Below are 19,801 nucleotides of genomic sequence, written 5' to 3'. Positions count from 1 at the left end.
TGTCGACCCGGATGCCGTAACGACACGACACATCCCCTTGTCGAGCGTTGCGAACCGACTACAATTCGCGCCCCACGAGCCGCTGTTTCGAGCGAGCCTCACGTATACGGAGAAAAATTCACATGGCCACCATTACGTTGAAGGGCAATCCCATTCCCACCTCGGGCGATTTGCCGAAGCCCGGCGATGCCGCGCCTGACTTCAGCCTCGTTCGTAGCGACTTGTCCCGCGCCACGCTCGCATCGTTTTCCGGCAAGAAAATCCTCAATATTTTCCCCAGCATCGATACGCCCGTTTGCGCCACGTCGGTCCGCAAGTTCAACAAGCATGCTTCGGAAAAGGGCATCACCGTGCTCAACATTTCCGAGGACCTTCCGTTTGCGCAGAAGCGTTTTTGCGGTGCCGAGGGCATCGACAAATGCGAATCGCTTTCCGCGTTCCGATCGTCGTTTGGCAAGGACTATGGCGTTGAAATCGCGGCCGGTCCCTTCGCGGGCCTCACCGCGCGCGCCGTCGTCGTGCTCGACGCCGACAACAAGGTCATCCACTCCGAGCTCGTGCCGGAAATCGCGCAGGAGCCGAACTACGACGCGGCCCTGAAAGCGGTTGGCTGATCCTTCGAAAAAAGTTGGTCACATCTTGGGGCCTCGTTGCTACATGCACCTCGAGTCGTAGGGAGGCCCCCCATGGTCAACATCTGGAAAGTTTCGACCCTCGTTTTTGCCGGCGCTTTCGCCTTCGTCGTAGGCCGCGGTGCCATCGCCGAATCCATCGCTTGCAACGATGCCGCGGAAGTTCCGACCACGGCGCAAAGCACCCGCCTTCATCTCGTTCGGGGCCTCGCGTTTTTGGACAGCGCCGAGAAAGAGGTGCAAGCGGCGACTGGGGCGCCTGCCAAACCTCGTGCGGATGCTCTCGCGCATATTGCCAAAGCCCGTGCGGCCATCGGATTGGCGCTCAATCCGAAACCCGAACCCCAGATCATCGTGCCTCGTCCGCGCCCCAAGATCAAAATACCCAAGCCGAAAAAGCCCGTCACTGCCGGATCAGGCGCGACGGCTTCGACATCATCCGACCTCATCAATCCCTTCTTGCGCCCGTCGACTCCCGTTCAGCCTGCGGTGGTGAAGGATCCTTGGGCGGGTCGCCGCTGAGGCATTTTCAAGCGTTCGCATCGTTCGTCCTACCCGCATCCATTCCGGTTTGGCGGAGCGCATTCATTCACGCTGCAGACCGCTGAATCCAGCAAAAACAGTTTGTCCAAGGCCGCAACGACGTGGTAGGGTAAAACATCATACCCCTCAAAATTCGCTTGGCCTGACAAGACGCAAAACAATCGCTGAACAAGGAAAGCAAAGATGCAACGGACGAGCACGTGTTTGTGGTTCGATGGTCAAGGTCTCGATGCGGCGAAGTTGTACGTCAGCTTGATTCCGAATTCGCGGATCATCACGGTCAACGAAGCGGGGGGCAAGGTGATGACGGTGCTGTTTTCGCTCGACGGCACCGAGTACCTCGCGCTCAATGGCGGACCGCAGTACAAGCTTTCGCCGGCCGCTTCGATTATGGTGTTTTGTGACGATCAGGACGAAGTCGACCGGCTTTGGGCGGCATTTTTGGAAGGTGGCGGCGTAGAAAGCCGCTGCGGATGGCTCACGGACAAGTTTGGTTTGTCGTGGCAAATCATTCCGCGTGGCTTCATGGATATGATGAAGAGCAGCGACAAGGAAGCCGTTGGGCGGGCATTTCAGGCGATGCTGACCATGACCAAGCTGCACATGCCGACGATTCAAAAAGCGTACGACGGCGGCTGAATGGCGGTCGTCATTGCACGGCTGCCGCAGCTTTCTCCAAAAGAACGGGCCGCATTTCTGCGGCCCACGCTCGCGCGCTCGGTTCATCCGGAAAGTGCCTCGTGAATCGATTCTTGCTCCCGCGTAATGCCGTCGCGCGGTCCATCATGTCGAGCAATACTTGCACCTTGAACGACGCGCCGAAAAAGGACAATACGCGCGGCGGTAATCGATGGCCATTCGACGCCAGCACCTTCCGCGCTTCTCCTGAAAACGCCGTGAGCTCCACGACGTCGACCACGAACAACATGTAGGGCTGACCGCGCGACCAATCGACGAATTGATCCATGGCCACCGCGGCTTCGCCACCGTCGAGGTCACCTCGGATCACCCAAAGAACGGTATCTGGAGGTTCGTAGGTCAGCCGTTGCGAAGCAAGAACCACGTGATTGGGAGACGGGCGTGCAAGGTCGTCGTTCATTGGCAGACGGCAGGCAATGCGGAGGCTTCTCCGAGCAATTCCGTATACTGCTCGATGCGTCGCCCCCCATGCACCTTGTCGTCGAATTGAATGAATACTCGGTGATCGGCCGGCTGTACCATCGCATTGAAGTACGCTTCGGCGTCGCTCTCCGTATTGCCGAAAGCGTAGGACGGCACGAGCCCCTTTTTGGCAATCATCGCAAGCTCGTTCGTCTTGTACGTCGCGGCTTCGCTTCCGAGCGCGCCTGATTTCGTGAGCGTCGTGTGCACGATGCCCCGCGGGAATCCGTATTGCTGGAAAAATGCCCGCGTGCGCGCACCCAGCCATTCCGGACGTGCGGTCATGTAAAAGATGTTGTAGCCGTTCGACGCGTAAATGTTGAACAAATTCGCCGCGTCTTTTTGCATGGCTGGGAGCGAGCCCGCCGCCAATGCCACGAATTCTTCCGTCTCGTAGGTCGTCAGCGTTCCATCGATATCGCTGACGATGACGGGTGCGCCCTTTTCCACGACGTTGATGAATAGGTCCGTCGTCGAAAGATCACCTTTGACGACGAGGTGCACGCGATGCCATCCCAGGCCCAAAGCTTTGTCGGCAGGAATTTGGAAATAAATGCGTCCGCCCGTATCTTCCACGCCTTCGACCGTCGCGTGCTCACCATCCTCCGTGGTCGTCGCCGTGCCCAGAAATTCCCACGTATCTCCGCAATCGCGGTTCAAATAGACGTCGACGTATTCGCCCTTGATGTCGTCGTCGATCGTGCCATACGAAAACTTGGCCATGATCCATTGCGGGTCGCCGGGATTGTAGAACATGTCGCGACCGCGATGATTTGGATCGCCTATCGGAGGGATGATCGAATTCCAGCCAGTCGCGGTGCCGGGATTCGGGGCCGCAGCGTTACACGCGGGAATGGGCAGGCAAGTCACGTTGGATGCTCCTCCTGCGCCTCCTTCGCCGCCACTGCCACCGCTGCTGCTACTGCTCGTGCCACCACTGCCAGCGTTCGCGCCGGATCCAGCCGTCGCTGCCGTGCTCGGAGCTTCCGAGCCGCAGGCGGAGATGGTCAAAAGTGCTGCAAGTGAACCGAGGAAGAAAGCGTATCGTTTCATCATGCAACCATGATGCCCCGGCGCGGCGAGAAAGAAAAGCACTCCGCGAGCCTTGATCGTGCGGAACGAGGGAACGTTTGGGGGTGCTGTTACATGCCGTATGCCGTACCGGGACGACGGAAGTTCCCCGAGGCTAAATCGGCTGAAACCTTCGCCGTGACGACAATGCAGGAATCGGTTCGATCGTCGTAATCAGATCGGGCGCGCTCCAGCCTTCGGCGTCGTATTCGTTCAAGCAGCGGCTGGCGAAAGCCATGCACTGATCGGCAAATCCAATCGCGCTGGCCGACGAAAACACCGTCTCCCGCAGCTCGTTGGTCACTTTCGTTCGCGCCGGTTGATCCATGCGAGCTTGCGCTTCGACCTCGATGGCATCCCAGAGCAACTTCATGAGTTTGACGCGGTCGAGTGTGGAATAACCGTTTTGCGCGCGCACGAGGCGATCGAGGGTGTCTTGCGTACCCGGATTGGTGAAGTCCGCGGCGCTCGCGGTCAGAAACACGCTGCCTCCACCGACGGATCGTTCGATGAGCTCGCGAATGCGCGGATACACGACGGTCGAAAAAATGCGAAACGTGAGGCCATGGTCCGATCCCGGCAAGACACCTCCGTTCATCCACGGATCCGGGGCGCGAACTTGGGCTTCGGAGAGCCCCCAAAACAGGTTCCGATACGAGAGCAATTCACCCGTCGCCGCTCGCGATTCGGCCAGCGACGAGCTCCCTGCCGCGTTGGCCGCATGCATGAGGAGCCCGGCGATGAATTCGAGCTTCACGGAGAGCCGAATGCACTCCTGGAAATTTTTCCGCGCCGCAAAGCTCGCCCGCAAAAACGAAAGAATGCCATTCGTGCCCGTGCCCCACGCGAGCACGTTTTCCCACGGCACGAGCGCCGACTCGAACGAGAGCAAGGCGTCGTTGTCCTCGAAACGGCTCGTGAGCGGATAATCGAAGGGAGATCCATAAAGGCGCGCCAATACGGTGCTCGTGGGACGGCACTGCAGTTTGATGCCCGGCGAATCCATGGGCGCGATGAATGCGAGCGGATAATCTTCCGCGCGCGACGGCCAATGGGCGTGATGCACGAGGAAACCGCAATGGGAAAGGGCCGCACACGAAGGCACGATCGCCGAACCGGTGAGGATGAGACCGGCGTCCGTTTCCCGCTCGATGATGAGAGGCACTTCGCACGGATCGCGCTGGCCGTTCATCGGCTGCTGAATCGCGTGATGGAAAAACAAGGCCTGTTCGCTCGCCCTTTGATACCACGCGCGCGCATTCGCTTCGAATTGCCCATACGCTTCGGGTGCAACGCCGAGCGCCGCGATGAGGCTCGCGCCTTCCTCGGGACTCTGTCCGGCCCAGCCGTACATGATGCGCGCCCACTCCGCGAGCGCTTCGCGTTCGGCGAGGAGATCACTCACGCTGCGCGGAACCCGGAAAAACCAATGCGTTTCTCCGTCCGAGCCCGTGTCCGTCGCCGTGACGAGTTTGCTGCGTCGGTTCGGGTCGTGCAGCGCGTTGTACTGCCGCGCGAACATATGTGCACCGTTGCGGAACACGGGATGCGTCGTGAGGTCGTCGACGCGCTCGCCGTGGACCCAGACCTCGCGCGTGCCGCGCAAGCTATCGATGTACCTGGTGCGCGTGAGCGGTTGCGTCTTTCGCGGAGTGCCGTTCGTGCTGGGAGCGCTCATGAAGTGTCCTCTGCGGGCGAGCCTAGTCTAATCGCTCTGCTTGGCGAGAAATGAAAATTCTGCGCTGGGCCAAAGGATGCGCGCAAATCGCCGGTTTTTTGGACCGCGCGGGCGATGATGGCACCATGGCGCGCACGATCATGCGGCATGCATATGTAGGGCCAGTGCTCCTCGCCGTCGCGCTTGCTTCTCTCGGCTGCGACACGACCGTTTCCGGCAAAGACTGGGACCGACTCTTCGACGATGCGCTCACCGAACTGTCGGACGATGGTGGAAGTCCCGTGTTCGACTGCGACGACTTGCCCGAGCTCACGCCGGAAGACGAAGCGCTCGGGCCGATGTCGCCGCCGCCCTTGGAAAAAAGCATCACGCGGTCGGATGGATCGCCGCACCGATTTCTGCAACTGCCCGACGTTGCTCTGAGCGGGCCCGTGGCGGACAAAGTCGATGAGCTGGACGATGCATATTTCAAGCGCACGGGCAAGCATTTGACGGTGACGAGCGGAGCGCGAGACGCCGTACAACAAGCCAAAGCGATGTACAAGATGATGCGTCTCGGAGGTGACCCCATGCGCCTGTACCGGAACAAAGAAGCCGCACGTGAAATCAAGCGAGCGTACGAACAGGCGCGAGCGAAAAAGAAGTCGCCCGACGACGTCGTGGGCGCCGTGCATTCGGTCATTCAGAAGCAGATGGCTCGGGGCATCTACATTTCGGCACACCTGCGCGCGGGCGCGGTGGACGTGCGAAGTCGCGACTTGACGCGAACGGAAAAGAAACATTTCGCCAAAGTCGTGGCTGAAATGAAGGACGTGCAGATGCTCGAGGAGTTCACGCCGCCGCATTTCCATTTGCAGATTGATTGATTGACTTGGTCGCGGTTCGAATTTGGGGGGTATGGGGGGCCGAGCCTCGCCGTGCTTTGGCGCAAGCCCCATCGTCGTAAACTAGCCTCGCGTAGCGCGCGTCTCACGCGCGCGGAGCGAGCGTTCAAACCCTGGCTCGCTCTCGATCCAATCCGCAATTTCATTCCACACGGGTCGTGATCGGGCATCCGTGACCAGGCCCATGTGATCCGGCGCGGGCGCGCCAAAATCCCGACCCGAAATCACACGCAGCGTCTTTTGCTTTTCAGGAATGGGCCGCAAAAAAAGCTCGACGGACACAGGATGCGCAAGCAGCGTATCGGCTTCGCTCGCGACGGAAAATACGGGAATCGTCACCCGACCGAGCGCTTCGCGATAATCGATCGAGCCGTCGGTGCTCCCATAACGATTCGATGACCACATGGTCCAAAATTGCCTCACATAAGGCAATGCGACGGCGTCCGTACCAAAGCGCAAAGGACGCGGATCGAAATATCCCCACGTTTCAGCCATGCCCAAGAACGCAGCGAGCATTGCCGTCTTTGCCGCTCGACGTGCCTTGTCGGGCTCGCACGAAGGCACCCACATGTTGCCTGCAATCGATACGATGCCGTCGGGCGCTTTCTCCGGAAAAACACCCGATGCCGCAAGAGACGCATGCGCGCCGAGGCTATGACCCACCACGACGACGGGTCGCCCCGCAAACTCTTGCCGCACGAACTCCACGAGCGCCGGAATGTCTCGGAGTACGTAATCGTCGTAACTGTACCGAGCCCCATCACGGGCGCTTGGGCCACTTTCGCCGTGACCGCGGAGGTCGAACGAAACGACACCGAAGTCGCGTCCGGCGAGCACCGAAGCAAGTCCGGCGCCTCGAGGCCGATCCATCGATTTGCGGTTTGCCATCATCGCGTGAAGCAGCAGGGCGACGGGTTTTTCCATCGAGCCTTCCGCGGACACTTCACCGCGGAGGAGCCATCCATCGGTGGTGCGGACCGAAGCGGGGCGGTTCGAAGTCATGTGTGGAGACGCTACCACGTTCGCTCGTCTGGGCTACAGTGCGCCCCATGTTTGGTTTGGCTGCGATGGGGCTGATTGCTCTGGAGTCGGGGACACCGCCTTGGTGGCTTCTTCGTCGACTGCCGCCTTGGGCCATCACGACGACGTATAACGGTATTGCTTTGTGGCAATGGGCAGCGTTGCCCTCGTTTTTCGCCTTTTCGATGCTCGTCGGGTGGCTCGTCGCGAAGCTCTTCGGGTTCGCGCTCGTCCCCGTTGCCAAGCGGTCGGAAACGCGTTGGGACGACGACCTTTTGATGGTGCTTCAGGGGCCGGTGCGGCTTCTTTTCGGGACCATCGTCTTCTGGCACATCGTTCCGTTGATTGCGCTTGGAAAGACGCCGACGAAATTTTTGTCGAGCTGCATCGACGTGCTCGTCGTCATCAGCGTCTTGTGGGGCATTTTTTGCGCGCTCGACATTACGGCGAAACGCGTATCCGAACGCCTCGCGAATGCCCATGAGCTCAAGGACAGGGGCGGCGTGCTGTCGGTCATTGCGATTGGCACGAAAATGGCCAAAGTGCTGGTCGTCCTATTCGGGTTCGTCATGGCACTCGGCATGCTCGGCGTCGAGGTCACCGGCATCATCGCGGGTCTCGGAATTGGCGGCGTAGCGGTTGCATTCGCGGGTCAAAAAACGCTGGAAAACCTCTTCGGGTCGCTCGTGATCGGTTTGGACCAGCCGCTTCGCATCGGCGATTTCGTCAAAGTCGAGGACCTCACGGGTACGGTCGAACAAATTGGACTACGATCGACGCGCATTCGCACGCTCGACCGAACCGTGGTCACCATGCCGAACGGGAAGTTGTCCGATACGCGCATCGAAAACTATGCAGCGCGCGATCGATTGCGATTGAACGCGAAGTTCGGCCTACGTTATTCGACCAAGCCCGAAACGGTGCGCGTCATCATCGAAAAAATGCGCGAATACCTGCGCGAGCGTCCCGATGTATTTCCTGATACCATTCTCGTGCATCTGGTCGGTTTTGGCGATTCCGCATTGGTCATCGAAGTCAACGTGTGGCTGCTCAGTCAAGAGTGGACCGAATTTCTCGACTGGCGCGAAGAAACATTGCTTGGGCTGATGGAGGTCATCGAAGCAAATGGATCGGCCATCGCCCTTCCTGCGCAGACGTTGCACGTCGAGTCGATGCCGCGCGGGGTTGGCCCCTCGGGTGCGTCCCCGCCGAACCGCTCACACTGAATTGGTTGTTGCCTTCATCGTTCCAGGCTTTACAACCGAGCCGTTCTGACGGATACCGTCACGGAAAAATCATCACCCTGGAGGTTTCGTGGCAAGCTGGCGAGACGAGCTGATCGAGGCAGCGAAGACCAAGGCAGAGCGCGAAGCGGAAGAAGCGGCGCGCCATCGCAAACGCGTCGAAGAGGCGCTTCATACGGCGGAGGCCGCGTTTGGGCTGGCGACCGAGGCGCTGCGTTTCACGCGTGATCGCGTGCGCGACAAGGGCCAGGATGCGCAGCTTGGCGAGGAAGGCGACGCCCACGAGCTCGTGCTGGCCGACCACAAGCTACGTGTGGAGCTGGTGCGTGACGCGGCGACGATCCGCGTGACGTTCGGTGCAGGCAAGCCGCGCGAGTTCGACTTTGCGAAGGACCGGCACATCGCTCCGGCCGACGTCGAAGAGTACATCGGACGGCGGTCGGTGGAGCTCGTCAAGGGCGCGCAGAAGTCGTCACCTTGGTGATGAGTCGTTTCACTGCGTGAAGGTCGTTCATCGACCTTGGTTCTGAGTTTCATCTCTCCAGAAGGCCAGTCATCGACCGTTGGGTAGAGTTTTTTCTCTGCCTCATGGGTGCGCATCGACCTTGGTTCTGAGTTTCATCTCTGCGTGAAGGTCGTTCATCGACCGTTAGGTAGAGTTTTTGCTCTGCCTCATGGGTGCGCATCGACCTTGGGATCGAGTTTCAGCTCTGCGGTGAAGGTCGTTCATCGACCGTTGGGTTGAGTTTTTCTCGTGCTTCACTGGGAAAGATGTGACCTTGGGTCGAGCTGCGGGATCTCTCTTGAAAAGGTTGCCGCGGGAACAAGTGCTGTCGACGTTGCGTGCGAAGAGCGCGGGAGGGCCTTACCGCCCGATCAAGTCCTGTGACCGGCCTGACAAAGTGCTCCGCGCACTTTCCGACGAGATCGAGTAGCTTGCCAAGCCGAAGCGGATTTGCGGCGTGATCCGCAGACGCATCGGTCGCTGACGAGCGATGAGGACGTCGGCGCCTATGGCTTGCAACTGGCGGGACCTGGGTGATGGTTATTGGCAACCCGAAGGTGGCCCGTTCAAGATTGTCGTTTGAACTCGAGGTCGTTGCGGGCCACGGACGACGAATGTCCTCACGCTTGCTTTGGGACAAATAGGCGAGGACGGTGGAAGGTCGGCGTTTGGCTCGATCAAGGCAGATCGGACCCAGGAGATCCAGATGAAGATGCACGAGATGGAAGGGTTCGACGAGGTGCTGCATATGCTGTTGCAAAGCTTGCCGCCGGAACAAGTGTTGTCGGCGTATGCGCCCGAGCAGCGGCTCGCGGGGCTTGCGCCCGAGCAAGTGCTGGCGACGTATGCGCCCGAGCAAGTGCTGGCGACGTATGCGCCCGAAGAGCGGCTCGCGGGGCTCGCGCCCGAAGAGCGGCTCGCGGGGCTCGCGCCCGAAGAGCGGCTCGCGGGGCTCGCGCCCGAAGAGCGGCTCGCGGGGCTCGCGCCCGAGCAGGTGCTGCTGACGCTGCCCGACGAAGTGCTCGGCGCACTTTCCGACGCCTACATCGAGTCGCTTTCCGAGCCGACGCGGATGCTGATCCGCAAACGCATCGGGCGCTGACCCGACGACTCAGAATAAGTGCCGGGCACTTTGGGCGGTTCGTCGGCGCGATACATTTAATGCCATAATCGCGTCGCATCGCCATCCGCAATTCAATACGCGTGGGCGCATCCGCCCGATGCCAGCACCATCCGCGCATTTGCCTGAAGAATGGTCAGCTTCTTCAATCCCGAACGGCTGACCCACCCACGCAGCAGTCGAGCTTCCTTCGCCCGTTCGTGGTAGACGCGCTCTTCGTGAAGCCGACGATCACTCGACAAGGTCCCGCTCAAAGCTCGTCCCAACAAGCGCTTCCGCGCCCGAAGCACGCAAGGTTCGTCTGGACAATTGCACCGCTGCTCGTCGCGCTCGCCGCGTGCGGTCCCGCGGGCGAGCCGCTGACGCCGCCGCCGCCGCTTCCGCCGGACATCGTCGAAACGTCCGCGCCCAAGCCCCAAAACCCCATCGAAACGAGCGATCTGCAGCGCGTGACGGACGACGTCAAGCGCCTCGCGTCCGACGACTTTGGCGGTCGCGGAACGGGCGACAAGGGCGCGCAGCTCGCCGCCGAGCTCATCGAACAACGCTTCAAGGAGCTCGGCCTCGAGCCGTTCGGTGACGGAGATGGCGCGGCCAAGCAGTTCCGCAACAAGTTCTCCGCTCGCGTGGGTGCAAAAGTCGACCCCCCGAAGCTCGATGTTTCACGCGCAAAACAAAAGCCGACGGCGCTCGCCGACGGCGCGAGCATCACAGCCGATGGTTCCGAAAGCGGCGAAGCACAAGGCGTCGTCGTGTTCGTGGGGCACGGCGTCACCGCGCCAGCCGTGACGTGGGACGACTACGCGGGCAAGGAAATCGCGGGCAAAGTGGCGCTCGTCCTCGATGGCGCGCCCGCACCAGCAGACGACAAGCAAGCGAAGGCTCTGCGCGACTTCAAGAGCGCTCGGTACAAGCTGCGTACGGCTCGCGAACACAAAGCGGCGGGCGTGATCATCGTCGCCGCGGGTGAAGAGCTTCCTCTCGAGCCTGCGGATGCGCGCGGCATGGGCGTTCCGGGCGTCGTCATCAAACGCAGCGTCGCCAAACAACTCTTCCCGGACATCAAGTGGGACGATGTTGCAAAGACCGCGTCGAAGGCCGCCGTCAAACCGCGAGAGCTTGCAGGCGTGAACGTCAAGATGACGACGCGCATCGAGCCGACGATGGCGGATGCATGGAACGTCGTCGCGCGTTTGCCTGCAAAAAGCGACTCGCCAACCGCCAGTGAATACGTCGTGATCGGCGCGCACTACGATCACCTCGGCATGGGCGGCACGTCGTCGTCTCGCGCGCCCGGCTCGCGCGCGATTCATCACGGCGCAGACGACAACGCATCGGGCACATCGCTGCTCCTCGATGTCGCGCGGCGCCTGTCGAAATTGCCCGAAAAGCCGTCGCGAAGCGTCGTGTTCATCGCGTTCGGCGCCGAAGAGCTCGGTACGCTCGGTTCACGTCACTGGGTCGAACATCCGCCCGTGCCCATGACGTCGATCGTCGCGATGATCAACGCGGACATGGTCGGTCGCATGCGTGAGCGCACGTTGGTCGTCGATGGAACGGGCACGTCCGCCGCGTGGACGGAGCTATTGCAGAAGGCGAACGAAGGTTTGTCCCTGAACTTGAAGCTCGGAGCGGAAGGGTTTGGCGCGAGCGACCATGCGCCGTTCACGGCGGCTCGAGTGCCCGTGGCGTTCTTGTTCACGGGCGTGCACGACGACTATCACTTGCCGAGTGACACCGCGGAGAAGATTGACGTGGGTGGCATCGACTTGGCCGCGACGCTTGCGGCGCGCCTGACGCTTGCGGTGGCGCAGCGGCCCGAGCGGCTCGTCTTCGTGGATCCTCCGTCGGCGGATCCGCATCGCGGAGGTGGAAGCGGAACGGGTCGCGGATTCAAAGTGTCACTCGGGACGATTCCCGATTATGCGTGGCAGGGCAAAGGCGTAAAACTCACGGGTGCCCGGCCGGATTCACCGGCACTTCGAGCGGGTTTGCAAGCGGGTGACGTCATCGTCAAGCTCGGAACGCACGACATCACGAATGTGCACGATTACGTATATGCCTTGCAGGAGTTGGAACCCGGGCGCGAAACGACGGTGGAAGTCGAGCGTGAAGGAAAGCGCTTACCGCTCAAGATCATTCCGGCACCCGGCCGATGATTTCGTGTGAGAAACGAGCGATGCCGTCGTTTTCCGGTCGTTTGGGGATAGGGTTTGTCTTTTGCGCATTGCTTTCGGCGTCCGTGACGGCTCCGGCGTGTTCGAATCGCGAGCACGTCGTTGCGACGGACGCCGGCGCTGATGCGCAACCAGGTCCCGATGCAATGGCGGACGCTGCATTCGACGCGGCGCTCGATGCAGCGTACGACGCGGCATTTGGTGCGGACGCGGATGTGGACGATGCAGCGGCGGATGCGGATGCAGACGTCGACGCGGCATTGCCTGGGACGAGCGAGGGGTGTCCGAGCGACATGGTGCTCGTCGCGGGCGATTATTGTCCCACGGTGCAGCAGAAATGCATCGAGCACCATAGCGAGTTCAATACGGATCAAAAGAGAAAGAAGAAAGCTGGCGGCAATCACGCGAGCACGGTCAGCGAGCGATGTATGCGGTACGAAGAGCCGTCGGTTTGTCTTTCCAAAAAGCGCGTGCCGATGCGTTTTTGCATGGATCGGTACGAATGGCCGAACCAGAAGGGCGAATTGCCTGCATTGCTCGTATCATGGGGTGATGCGAAGAAGCTTTGCGAGGAAAAGGGAAAACGTCTCTGCATGGAGGCGGAATACAACTTCGCATGCGAGGGCGAGGCAATGCTGCCGTACACGTACGGGTACGAGCGTGATGCGACGGCGTGCAACATCGACCGGGAATACCGCAAGCGGGAAAAGTCGCTGAAGAAGTACGAGCGGTGCATGAAGAAGCCCGAATGCAAGGCGGAGCTCGCGCGATTGGATCAGCGTTTGCCGACGGGCTCGATGCCTCGTTGTGTATCTCCGTTTGGCGTGTACGACCTCAACGGGAACATCAACGAGTGGGTGGAGCGGCCGAAGCAAAAATATCCGAATCGAAGCGGATTGAAGGGCGGCTGGTGGGGCCCCGTGCGCGGGCGGTGCAGGCCCACGGTGGGTTTTCACAAGGAAGACGATTACGGCTACGAGGAAGGATTTCGGTGCTGCAAGGACGCGGAGGGGCAGTGAGTGACGATGGTGCAACGAAGCCCTTGACTCGCGGCGACGGCGCCACAAAAGGTAATCGCATGAAAGTCCTCTTGACGACAGACGGTCGCTTTCCGGCCATCCACGCGCTGCAAGAAGCATCGAGGCTCCTCGCGATGCAGGGCGCAGATGTCTTGCTCGTTTCCGTATCCGATCCCGAACAGCACACAGGCGGTAACCTCAACGCCGCGCAAGACGTCGAGGATGGGATTCGCGTCCTGAAGGAGCTTGGCATCGATGCGCGAGGCGAGATGCTCCGGGGCGACTTCATCGATGCCATCATCGAAAAAGCTCATGATTGGAAAGCCGACGTCGTGGTCGTCGGCTCGGACAGGTCGAGCAAGCTCATGACGTTTTTGGGCGGCAGCGTTTCGACCAGCATCGTGCGCAAATACGATGGTGCCGTGCTCGTCGTTCCGAGCAAGAAAAAGGATTGAGCGTCATTTCAGCGTTTCGGCGGAGGGCGTGAGGATGACGTCGAGCTCTCGGAATGGCGTGCGGCCCGTCGCTCTTGCCTCCCCGTCCAAACCACGGCATACTGGCTACCATGGGTTTGCCCGCTGAAAAGCTCGGACGTCGCGCCACGTATGCAGATTATGCCGCCGTGCCGGAACACAAGAGCGCCCAGCTCGTCAACGGAGTCCTCCACGTTTTCCCAAGGCCAGCACCTCCACATGTGCTGGTTGCGTCCGACCTTGGCGCAGACCTGTCCGGACCGTTCCGGCGCGGTCGCGGTGGCCCTGGAGGTTGGCACATCATTGACGAGCCCGAGCTTCATTTTGGACCCGCCGACGACGAAGACATCCTTGCCCCCGATATTGCGGGATGGCGCATTGAACGGATGCCCGTCTTACCGCGCACGGCATACTTCACGCTCGCGCCCGATTGGGTCTGCGAAGTGCTCAGCCCGTCGACCGAAAAAGTAGATCGCATCGACAAGATGCCCATCTATGCGCGGGAACGCGTCAAACACGTTTGGCTCGTCCATCCAATCCGCCAAACCATTGAAGTGTTCACGCTCAATGCGGACGGTTTTTGGGTGATGACCGGCATGCATGCGGGCAATGTACGCGTTCGCATTCCCCCCTTCGACGCAATCGAGCTCGACCTCGGACTCTTGTGGCCCGTCATCGAAGGCGGACCTCCGACGGAAGACGAGGCAGGCTGAGCAGCTTTTGCATCTGCTACACTTCCCGCATGCCGACCCGCACCGAAACCGATACCTTCGGCCCCATCGACGTCGATGCCTCGCGCTACTGGGGCGCCCAAACCCAGCGCTCGCTCGCCCATTTCGCCATCGGTGACGACCGTTTTTCCAGGCGCTTCATCGAATCGCTCGGAATCATCAAAAAAGCCGCAGCGCAGACGAATCATTCCCTGGGCCTGCTCGCGGACGAAAAATGCAAACTCATTGCTCTTGCCGCAGACGAAGTCATCAGCGGAAAACTCGATGACCACTTCCCCTTGTCCGTCTGGCAAACCGGTAGCGGCACGCAGACGAACATGAACGCGAACGAAGTCATCGCCAATCGCGCCATCGAAATGGCAGGCGGCGCCCTTGGATCGAAAAAACCAATTCATCCCAACGATGACGTCAACCTCGGCCAAAGCTCGAATGACGTGTTCCCCGCAGCCATGCACATCGCATTGGCGACCGAAATAACAAAATCGCTCCTCCCGAGCATCGAAACATTGCGCGCGACGTTATTCGAAAAGTCAACAGCATTTTCCAATATCGTAAAGCTCGGACGAACCCATTTGCAGGACGCCACTCCGGTGACGCTCGGGCAGGAAATCTCCGGCTGGGTCGCGCAATTGGACACATGTCGCGCAATGCTCGAACGCGCTCTGCCGCCCCTGTACGAGCTCCCTCTGGGAGGAACCGCCGTTGGCACGGGCCTCAATACGCATCCCGATTATCCCGTGCGAGTTGCCGAGACGATTGCTCGATTGACGAATTTACCGTTCGTTACGGCGCCGAATAAATTCCAAGCGCTCGCTTCCCACGACGCCGTGGTTTTTCTTCATGGTACGCTCAAAACGCTCGCGACCAGTTTGTCGAAGATCGCCAATGACGTTCGGTGGCTCTCGAGCGGCCCGCGCGCAGGAATTGGCGAAATCACGATTCCGGAAAACGAGCCCGGAAGCTCCATCATGCCCGGAAAAGTCAATCCCACACAAGCAGAAGCCATGCTCATGGTCGCGGCCCGGGTGCTCGGAAATGACGTCGCCGTCAATGTCGGCGGAGCCAGCGGAAACTTCGAGCTCAATGTGGCAAAACCCCTGCTCGTTCACGTGTCGCTCGAATCCATACGCCTGCTTGCCGACGCCATGACGTCGTTCCACGACCATTGCGCCGTGGGCATTGCACCGAACACGCCTCGCATTGCCGAAAACCTCGAACGTAGCTTGATGCTCGTCACGGCCCTCGTCCCGCTCGTGGGGTACGACGTCGCGGCAAAAATCGCTCGCAAGGCCCATTTGGAAAATACCAACTTGCGCGATGCGACATTGGCGATGGGCGTGTTGTCTGCGCAGCAGTTCGACGCTGCCGTGCGACCCGAGAACATGACGGGCCCCATCAAATCCAGCTAGCTATTTGGCGCGAATGGGTGGACGATGCGCCCATGCGAACGCTCTGCATCGACATTGGAGGAACGGGAATCAAAGGCATGGTGCTCGATGCCGAGGCGACGCCGCTGACCGACCGTTTTCGAGTTCGCACGCCGAGTCCTGCGGTGCCCGAGGCCGTCTTTGCGGTGATCGACGAGGTGATTCGGAAGGCGGGGGAATTCGATCGCGTGTCGGTCGGCTTTCCTGGTGTCGTGATCGACGGCACGACGCTCACCGCACCGAATTTGGGCGATGGCTGGGCGGGATGCAAGCTCGCGGAAGAGTTGTCTCGACGTACCAGTAGGCCCGTGCGAGCGCTCAATGATTGCGGACTGCAGGGGCTTGGAGTCATTGAAGGGCAGGGGACGGAGATCCTCGTGACGCTCGGTACGGGAATGGGGTTTGGCCTTTACATCGACGGCCGGTATGTGCCCAATGTCGAATTTGGACATCATCCATTTCGCAAGAAGCGGACGTACGAAGAGCGCGTGTGTAATGCCGAGCTGAAGGCCATTGGTAAGCGCAAGTGGAACGCTCGCGTGATGAACGTGCTCGAGCAGCTCGCGCCGATATTCAATTTTCGCAAGCTGTACTTGGGTGGCGGCAATGCGCGGTACGTGAACGCGGACAAACTGCCCCCGAACGTTTCCATCGTCGACAATGTGGCAGGATTGCGTGGTGGTGTGCGGTTATGGGCGCTTTGATCTAATCGACGACTTCGAATTGCACGCCGACCAGGACGCCTTGGATGCTGAAAGATTCGGAGACGACCTTGCTGGCCACTTCGATCGGTTTCAACGTCGCACGGACCGTACCCGCGGAAGCGGAGGGCGCTTCGGGGTTCGGCACACTCGGACGCGCCACCTCGGGCGTCGTCAGCACTTTGCTCGCGCTGTTTTGCGCTTTGGGCGCAATGGCAGGCGCTGCACCATATCGCTTCAAATCGGCGTAGGTGCGGATGAGCTGTTCCGTTTCGGACACGACGCGTGTCCAGCCATTGTTGAAAGGTGTAGCGCTTTTGAACGTGGACGCTGGCTGCAACGGCAAACGTGCTGGTTGTAATGACGGGGCTTGAGCGAGCGCCGTGTTTGGAAGAACGAACGCGACGCCCAAAGCGACGGCGGCCATCGTCATTCGGCGGACCAGGTTGACAAAACCTCCCATCGCACACCTCCTTCGCCCTGTTTTTCAAGAGCGTTGATGAACGACTGACGGAAGGACACGACCAGAGCCCTGGGGTGCGGACCGAGGGCTGCGGGGCCCAATGGGTGCAAAGATCATCATAGGCGAAAACCGTTCGAAAGAAAAGCCCAATTCGTCACTCGTGATTGTAATCTCGAATGCGAATCTGAGCGCGTTGCGTCAATGGGCTGGCGTTCATGGAGCGTGTGCGAGGGATGGACATGCGCTGCGATGTCTGGCAAAGTCCCGCGCCATGTCCGACCAATCCGCGCGCCGAGGCCTGTATCCTCCCATCGAGCCATACCGTACGGGACGGCTCGAGGTAAGTGACGTCCACGAAATTTATTTCGAAGAGTCCGGCAATCCGCAGGGCAAGCCCGTGGTTTTCGTCCATGGTGGACCGGGGGGCGGGACGGACGCAAAGCAGCGGCGTTTTTTCGATCCCGACCATTATCGTATCGTGCTTTTCGATCAGCGAGGTTCGGGACAGAGCACGCCGCATGCGTCGCTCGAGGACAACACGACATGGCACCTCGTGGCGGACATGGAGGCGCTGCGGGATTATCTGGGCATCGAAAAATGGCAGGTATTCGGCGGTTCGTGGGGTTCGACGCTGGCGCTTGCCTATGCGGAAAAACACCCCGAACGCGTGACGGAGCTCGTTTTACGCGGCATCTTTTTGCTGCAAAAGTGGGAAATTGATTGGTTTTACCAGGAAGGCACGAGTTATTTGTATCCCGATGCATGGGAGGCGTACGTCGCGGCGATTCCTGAAGAAGAACGCGGAGATTTTGTCAAGGCCTATTACAAGCGGCTCACGAGCGACGATGATAACGTGCGTCAAGCGGCAGCTCGTGCGTGGAGCATCTGGGAAGGGACGACGAGCTTTCTCTGCCGGAATCAGGCGCATATCGATAGATGCGGCGGGGACGAATTCAGCATGGCATTTGCCCGCATCGAATGCCATTACTTCGTGAATGGTGGTTTTTTCGAGCGTGAAACGCAGCTTTTGGACGACGTGGGACGTATTCGCCACATTCCCACGGTCATCATTCACGGACGGTACGACGTGGTTTGTCCTTTGAAATGCGCATGGCAATTGCACCGCGCGTTTCCCGAAGCCGACCTGCGCATCGTGCCCGATGCGGGGCATTCGGCGTTCGAGCCTGGGATTTTGCACGAATTGATCACGGCTACGGACGCATTCCGCGATCGGCGCTGAACGTCATGTCGGAAGCAGATCGTACGAAGTGGGATACTCGGTATTCGGCAGTGTCGCCATCCGATGCGCCGTCTCCATGGCTTTCATCGTGGATGGACAATGCGGATGAAAGTCTTCGGCCCACATCCGGACGCGTGCTCGACGTGGCCGGCGGGGCAGGTCGAAATGCCATCTGGTTCGCGCAGCGAGGATTCGACGTCACGCTCGTCGATATTTCCACGGTGGCCATCGCCCTCGCCCACGAGCGAGCGAAAGATGCGGGGGTGACGATCGCGACGCGAGTCATGGACGTGGAGCGCGAACCTTTGCCCGAGGGGCCGTGGGACATCATCGTCCAAATGCATTATCTCGATAGGGCGCTTTTTCCGCAATACAAGAGCCTGCTCGCACCGTCCGGCTTGCTCTTCGTCGAGCATCCGACGCGATCGAATTTGGTGCGTCATGCCAAACCAAGCGCCGCATATTTGCTCGAGGACGGCGAGCTGCCGAGCTTGTGCGATGAATTCGTCATCGTTTCGTACGGGGAAGGGTGGAACGAGACGGGAAAACACGAAGCTCGGCTGGTCGCACGGCGGCTCGGGGGGGAATGAAAGCCGCAATCGTCACACCGGACAGCGGCGCCAGCGCACGCCGTATTGCTCGACCACCTGGCTATCGATGCTGTCGAGCGTGATGAGGCCGGAGCCGTGTTTGTTGCGCTTGTTGTCGAGCTGCACGCTCGTGACGATGTTCAGGCCGCGCTTTTGACCGCAAGGCGACCATGACACGAGCTCGAGCGCGTCGGTGCGATCGTAATCGCCAATGAACGGACCGTACACGTTCGTCTTGAACGTATATTGATCGTCTCTTCTGTATCCTTGAAAAAAGTACGTCGACGTTTGCGAAGCGTGGATGCCGGCGTCGAGGTCCGCGTAGCCTCGGTAGGTCAAATCGACGAGCGCGAAGGACAAACCCGCGGGGAAGTCGAATTGCAGCACGATCTGGCAAAAGAGCCGCTTCTTGGGGGCTGCGACGTCGCGTCCGATCTCGGCCGCGTATTGGTCGAAAATGAGGGTGAGGTATTGGTAGTCGGGCGAAAAGCTCGCGCCGACGCTATCGACGGGGCAGCCCGATCCGCCGTGCGTCACGGAGACGATGTTCACCTGGTCCGGAATGACGGGCTCGTAGCCATCGCCATCGAGCACGTGGGCAGACGCCACGCTGCCGAGCGATAACGCAAAGCCGGTGGTTGCAAGCGTCAGCAATGCACGAATCTTCATGGATTCCTCCCCTAGAGATGCCGATTATGTTGCGCTGGAGAAAGCCAAGGCGTGCACGCGTGCGTCGGGGCTTTCATGAAACCGCCGTGGTCGCCTGGCAAGTGCTCCGAACTGAAATGGCCGTCCACGCAATGCGCTCGATATGCGTCTGGGGCGGATGAATAAGGTATGTGCGGGACAAACGGAGGGCGCGCTCGGCGTTGAAGAGGCTGTGTCAGAACTCGAGGCGTAGTGTGTCACCGCACGCCCGCGCGGGGTTTTAGAGGCTGTCTCAAGACTCGGAACGCGTATCCTCGCCCAGCCCCGCGCGGGGTTGAAACCCCGCGCTACACGACAAGAAGTCCTCGCGCTACCGCGCTCGGACTAGCCTCACGCCGCCATTGCGAGAAATGCAATCTATTGCGAAATCGTCGGGGGATTCTCGATAACGATCCGAGATCCCACAACGCCAGT

Annotated in this window: 21 protein-coding genes; 15 read left to right on the top strand and 6 right to left on the bottom strand. The window is 60.1% G+C overall.

The window, feature by feature from the left end; all coding sequences use genetic code 11:
* The first annotated feature begins 122 nt into the window (after window positions 1-122).
* The 3 genes from tpx to IPM54_19910 all read left to right on the top strand — a co-directional run bounded on the left by tpx (window position 123) and on the right by IPM54_19910 (window position 1,814).
* The gene (gene tpx / locus IPM54_19920; protein MBK9262058.1) at window positions 123-614 is read left to right on the top strand and encodes a thiol peroxidase; all 492 of its coding nucleotides are present in this window, start codon (window positions 123-125) and stop codon (window positions 612-614) included.
* A 72-nt stretch (window positions 615-686) separates the two neighbouring features.
* A complete protein-coding gene (locus tag IPM54_19915) occupies window positions 687-1,154 on the top strand; it encodes a hypothetical protein (GenBank protein MBK9262057.1) in 468 nt (155 codons plus the stop codon).
* Window positions 1,155-1,358: 204 nt separating this feature from the next.
* Entirely contained in the window at window positions 1,359-1,814 is a 456-nt protein-coding gene (locus IPM54_19910; protein ID MBK9262056.1) for a VOC family protein, read from the top strand.
* A gap of 10 nt (window positions 1,815-1,824) precedes the next feature.
* Here IPM54_19910 and IPM54_19905 read toward each other — a convergent pair whose 3' ends face one another.
* The 3 genes from IPM54_19905 to IPM54_19895 form a co-directional block, all read right to left on the bottom strand.
* The gene (locus IPM54_19905) at window positions 1,825-2,274 is read right to left on the bottom strand and encodes a hypothetical protein (GenBank protein ID MBK9262055.1); all 450 of its coding nucleotides are present in this window, start codon (window positions 2,272-2,274) and stop codon (window positions 1,825-1,827) included.
* Window positions 2,271-3,392 carry a phosphatidylinositol transfer protein gene (locus IPM54_19900; protein MBK9262054.1) on the bottom strand — a complete coding sequence of 374 codons (1,122 nt, stop codon included), beginning with the start codon at window positions 3,390-3,392 and terminating at the stop codon, window positions 2,271-2,273. The genes IPM54_19905 and IPM54_19900 overlap by 4 nt, the downstream gene beginning before the upstream one ends.
* 130 nt (window positions 3,393-3,522) lie before the next feature.
* Window positions 3,523-5,085, bottom strand: a complete 1,563-nt coding sequence (locus IPM54_19895) for a Pyoverdin chromophore biosynthetic protein pvcC (protein ID MBK9262053.1) — start codon at window positions 5,083-5,085, stop codon at window positions 3,523-3,525.
* A gap of 50 nt (window positions 5,086-5,135) precedes the next feature.
* Between IPM54_19895 and IPM54_19890 the strand changes: the two genes are divergently transcribed.
* The gene (locus IPM54_19890) at window positions 5,136-5,951 is read left to right on the top strand and encodes a hypothetical protein (GenBank protein ID MBK9262052.1); all 816 of its coding nucleotides are present in this window, start codon (window positions 5,136-5,138) and stop codon (window positions 5,949-5,951) included.
* Between the two features lie 81 nt (window positions 5,952-6,032).
* Here the strand turns inward: IPM54_19890 and IPM54_19885 are convergent, their stop codons facing one another.
* The gene (locus IPM54_19885) at window positions 6,033-6,971 is read right to left on the bottom strand and encodes an alpha/beta fold hydrolase (GenBank protein MBK9262051.1); all 939 of its coding nucleotides are present in this window, start codon (window positions 6,969-6,971) and stop codon (window positions 6,033-6,035) included.
* A 47-nt stretch (window positions 6,972-7,018) separates the two neighbouring features.
* On the opposite strand from IPM54_19885, the gene IPM54_19880 reads away from it, so the two are divergent.
* The 9 genes from IPM54_19880 (at window position 7,019) to IPM54_19840 (ending at window position 16,389) form a co-directional block, all read left to right on the top strand.
* Entirely contained in the window at window positions 7,019-8,215 is a 1,197-nt protein-coding gene (locus IPM54_19880; protein MBK9262050.1) for a mechanosensitive ion channel family protein, read from the top strand.
* An 88-nt stretch (window positions 8,216-8,303) separates the two neighbouring features.
* Window positions 8,304-8,717 (top strand): hypothetical protein, encoded by a 414-nt coding sequence (locus tag IPM54_19875; GenBank protein MBK9262049.1) that lies wholly within the window; start codon window positions 8,304-8,306, stop codon window positions 8,715-8,717.
* A gap of 727 nt (window positions 8,718-9,444) precedes the next feature.
* Entirely contained in the window at window positions 9,445-9,840 is a 396-nt protein-coding gene (locus IPM54_19870) for a hypothetical protein (GenBank protein MBK9262048.1), read from the top strand.
* A 443-nt stretch (window positions 9,841-10,283) separates the two neighbouring features.
* On the top strand, window positions 10,284-12,017 hold the full coding sequence (locus IPM54_19865; GenBank protein ID MBK9262047.1) for a M20/M25/M40 family metallo-hydrolase: 1,734 nt from the start codon (window positions 10,284-10,286) through the stop codon (window positions 12,015-12,017).
* Window positions 12,018-12,037: 20 nt separating this feature from the next.
* On the top strand, window positions 12,038-13,054 hold the full coding sequence (locus tag IPM54_19860; protein MBK9262046.1) for an SUMF1/EgtB/PvdO family nonheme iron enzyme: 1,017 nt from the start codon (window positions 12,038-12,040) through the stop codon (window positions 13,052-13,054).
* 59 nt (window positions 13,055-13,113) lie between these two features.
* Window positions 13,114-13,509: a universal stress protein gene (locus tag IPM54_19855; GenBank protein MBK9262045.1), complete on the top strand. Its 396-nt coding sequence runs from the start codon at window positions 13,114-13,116 to the stop codon at window positions 13,507-13,509.
* Between the two features lie 110 nt (window positions 13,510-13,619).
* A complete protein-coding gene (locus IPM54_19850) occupies window positions 13,620-14,240 on the top strand; it encodes a Uma2 family endonuclease (GenBank protein ID MBK9262044.1) in 621 nt (206 codons plus the stop codon).
* A gap of 29 nt (window positions 14,241-14,269) precedes the next feature.
* Window positions 14,270-15,667, top strand: a complete 1,398-nt coding sequence (gene fumC, locus IPM54_19845; GenBank protein MBK9262043.1) for a class II fumarate hydratase — start codon at window positions 14,270-14,272, stop codon at window positions 15,665-15,667.
* Between the two features lie 32 nt (window positions 15,668-15,699).
* The gene (locus IPM54_19840; GenBank protein MBK9262042.1) at window positions 15,700-16,389 is read left to right on the top strand and encodes an ROK family protein; all 690 of its coding nucleotides are present in this window, start codon (window positions 15,700-15,702) and stop codon (window positions 16,387-16,389) included.
* Between the two features lies 1 nt (window position 16,390).
* Here IPM54_19840 and IPM54_19835 read toward each other — a convergent pair whose 3' ends face one another.
* Window positions 16,391-16,849 carry a hypothetical protein gene (locus tag IPM54_19835; protein MBK9262041.1) on the bottom strand — a complete coding sequence of 153 codons (459 nt, stop codon included), beginning with the start codon at window positions 16,847-16,849 and terminating at the stop codon, window positions 16,391-16,393.
* A 271-nt stretch (window positions 16,850-17,120) separates the two neighbouring features.
* On the opposite strand from IPM54_19835, the gene pip reads away from it, so the two are divergent.
* Together pip and IPM54_19825 are read left to right on the top strand one after the other, a co-directional pair.
* Window positions 17,121-18,089, top strand: coding sequence for a prolyl aminopeptidase (gene pip / locus IPM54_19830; protein ID MBK9262040.1), 969 nt, complete (start codon window positions 17,121-17,123; stop codon window positions 18,087-18,089).
* Window positions 18,090-18,094: 5 nt separating this feature from the next.
* Entirely contained in the window at window positions 18,095-18,679 is a 585-nt protein-coding gene (locus IPM54_19825; GenBank protein ID MBK9262039.1) for a class I SAM-dependent methyltransferase, read from the top strand.
* A gap of 12 nt (window positions 18,680-18,691) precedes the next feature.
* Here IPM54_19825 and IPM54_19820 read toward each other — a convergent pair whose 3' ends face one another.
* Complete coding sequence (locus tag IPM54_19820) at window positions 18,692-19,348, bottom strand: DUF4360 domain-containing protein (protein MBK9262038.1); 657 nt, start codon at window positions 19,346-19,348, stop codon at window positions 18,692-18,694.
* Between the last annotated feature and the right edge of the window lie 453 nt (window positions 19,349-19,801).

The organism is Polyangiaceae bacterium, from assembly GCA_016715885.1.
Classification (GTDB): domain Bacteria; phylum Myxococcota_A; class Polyangia; order Polyangiales; family Polyangiaceae; genus Polyangium.
This window is presented reverse-complemented; position numbering and strand designations above follow the sequence as displayed.

Excerpts from the sequence above, each read along its gene's own strand:
- tpx (MBK9262058.1), top strand. The coding sequence starts at position 123 with ATGGCCACCATTACGTTGAAGGGCAATCCCATTCCCACCTCGGGCGAT.
- IPM54_19915 (MBK9262057.1), top strand. The coding sequence starts at position 687 with ATGGTCAACATCTGGAAAGTTTCGACCCTCGTTTTTGCCGGCGCTTTC.
- IPM54_19910 (MBK9262056.1), top strand. The coding sequence starts at position 1,359 with ATGCAACGGACGAGCACGTGTTTGTGGTTCGATGGTCAAGGTCTCGAT.
- IPM54_19905 (MBK9262055.1), bottom strand. The coding sequence starts at position 2,274 with ATGAACGACGACCTTGCACGCCCGTCTCCCAATCACGTGGTTCTTGCT.
- IPM54_19900 (MBK9262054.1), bottom strand. The coding sequence starts at position 3,392 with ATGATGAAACGATACGCTTTCTTCCTCGGTTCACTTGCAGCACTTTTG.
- IPM54_19895 (MBK9262053.1), bottom strand. The coding sequence starts at position 5,085 with ATGAGCGCTCCCAGCACGAACGGCACTCCGCGAAAGACGCAACCGCTC.
- IPM54_19890 (MBK9262052.1), top strand. The coding sequence starts at position 5,136 with ATGAAAATTCTGCGCTGGGCCAAAGGATGCGCGCAAATCGCCGGTTTT.
- IPM54_19885 (MBK9262051.1), bottom strand. The coding sequence starts at position 6,971 with ATGACTTCGAACCGCCCCGCTTCGGTCCGCACCACCGATGGATGGCTC.
- IPM54_19880 (MBK9262050.1), top strand. The coding sequence starts at position 7,019 with ATGTTTGGTTTGGCTGCGATGGGGCTGATTGCTCTGGAGTCGGGGACA.
- IPM54_19870 (MBK9262048.1), top strand. The coding sequence starts at position 9,445 with ATGAAGATGCACGAGATGGAAGGGTTCGACGAGGTGCTGCATATGCTG.
- IPM54_19860 (MBK9262046.1), top strand. The coding sequence starts at position 12,038 with ATGCCGTCGTTTTCCGGTCGTTTGGGGATAGGGTTTGTCTTTTGCGCA.
- IPM54_19855 (MBK9262045.1), top strand. The coding sequence starts at position 13,114 with ATGAAAGTCCTCTTGACGACAGACGGTCGCTTTCCGGCCATCCACGCG.
- IPM54_19850 (MBK9262044.1), top strand. The coding sequence starts at position 13,620 with ATGGGTTTGCCCGCTGAAAAGCTCGGACGTCGCGCCACGTATGCAGAT.
- fumC (MBK9262043.1), top strand. The coding sequence starts at position 14,270 with ATGCCGACCCGCACCGAAACCGATACCTTCGGCCCCATCGACGTCGAT.
- IPM54_19840 (MBK9262042.1), top strand. The coding sequence starts at position 15,700 with ATGCGAACGCTCTGCATCGACATTGGAGGAACGGGAATCAAAGGCATG.
- IPM54_19835 (MBK9262041.1), bottom strand. The coding sequence starts at position 16,849 with ATGGGAGGTTTTGTCAACCTGGTCCGCCGAATGACGATGGCCGCCGTC.
- pip (MBK9262040.1), top strand. The coding sequence starts at position 17,121 with ATGTCCGACCAATCCGCGCGCCGAGGCCTGTATCCTCCCATCGAGCCA.
- IPM54_19825 (MBK9262039.1), top strand. The coding sequence starts at position 18,095 with ATGTCGGAAGCAGATCGTACGAAGTGGGATACTCGGTATTCGGCAGTG.
- IPM54_19820 (MBK9262038.1), bottom strand. The coding sequence starts at position 19,348 with ATGAAGATTCGTGCATTGCTGACGCTTGCAACCACCGGCTTTGCGTTA.